This is a genomic window from Gilliamella sp. B2969 (assembly GCF_026536195.1).
Lineage (GTDB): Bacteria > Pseudomonadota > Gammaproteobacteria > Enterobacterales > Orbaceae > Gilliamella.
Genome location: NZ_JAFNOP010000025.1, coordinates 1 through 1,208, shown reverse-complemented (window position 1 = coordinate 1,208; position 1,208 = coordinate 1). Strand labels below are relative to the sequence as shown.

Annotated in this window: 1 protein-coding gene and 1 pseudogene; both read left to right on the top strand. The window is 39.7% G+C overall.

Features of this window, described 5'->3' with window-relative positions; all coding sequences use genetic code 11:
* A partial coding sequence (locus tag J3U66_RS12780) for a tail fiber protein (RefSeq protein ID WP_267349249.1) occupies positions 1 to 942 on the top strand: 942 nt, incomplete at its 5' end.
* An 18-nt stretch (positions 943 to 960) separates the two neighbouring features.
* Positions 961 to 1,208: pseudogene (locus J3U66_RS12775) on the top strand (tail fiber assembly protein); the annotation flags it as partial.

Here is a 1,208-nt window from a genome sequence, read left to right as displayed (position 1 = left end):
GATTTTGAATCTGTAATATTTTCACCGGATAAGATGTTTCATGCTGTTGTGAGAAATGACGGCGTTGTTGGACTATATAACTCAAAAACAGATAAACTAGTTTGGGCTGTTAGCCCTGATGGCGGTTTGATTAATGGATACATAAATGCCGATAAAATCAAAGGACTACAATACAATTCAGCTTTAAATAGTGATGCATCGGATCAAATCGCTACACCGCTTGCAGTTAAAAATACAAATAGCAGAATCACAGATGTGCATAATATTGTATTAAATATAAATGATAAATTTAATACAAATAATATTGAATCACGCGTCTACTCACATGATAAACGTTTCTATTTAATTGTCAGAGATGACGGCACAGTTGGTATGTATAACGCAGTAACCAATTCGCTAATGTGGGGATTTGATGCTAACGGGTTACTTGGGGTGGGGAAAATAGGAACAGCTAATATTTTCGATTTAGAACAATTTTTCAACGATAGAATGCCTGTTGGAGTACCGCTTCCATGGCCAACAATAACACCCCCGCCAAATTTTTTAATTTGTAACGGATGGTTATTTGACAAATCAAAATACCCGAGGCTTGCAGCAGCATACCCGTCTGGAGTTTTACCAGAAATGCGTGCTAGTACAATAAGAGGGTTAGATGCGGGACGTGGTATAGACGTTGATCGCACAATACTTAGTGAACAAGGCGATGCAATGAGAAACTTAACTGGTACGTTTGGGTTTGAATCAAACATTGGCGGCAAATCAGGAGCTCCTAACGTGTCCGGTGTGTTTTATGCAGTTCCTGACCCATCAAGAACACACTTAGCCGCCGGAACCGGTGGCGACAATACAACAGTAGTACTTGATGCATCAAGACAAGTGCCTGTTGCGCATGAGTTTCGAGTTCGTAGCACAGCATTTTTATATATAGTTCGTGCAGCATAATTTTTAGGAGCATTATTTATGAAATATCAATTACAACCAGCATTCGCTGAATTTAACACTGACGGTTTTGTAGTAACTGCTGGGTATGCTTTAGTTTATAACACCAATCCGGAAACTGGTGAATTTGTTAGCGCGACATACGAATATCTCGCAGTCGGTCTTGGTATACCTCCGCATGTTTGTTTAGATGCACCCAAACAAGTAGAAGATGATCATGCAATTGTTCGTCAATGTGACAAATGGATATACCCAGTGGATCATCGTGG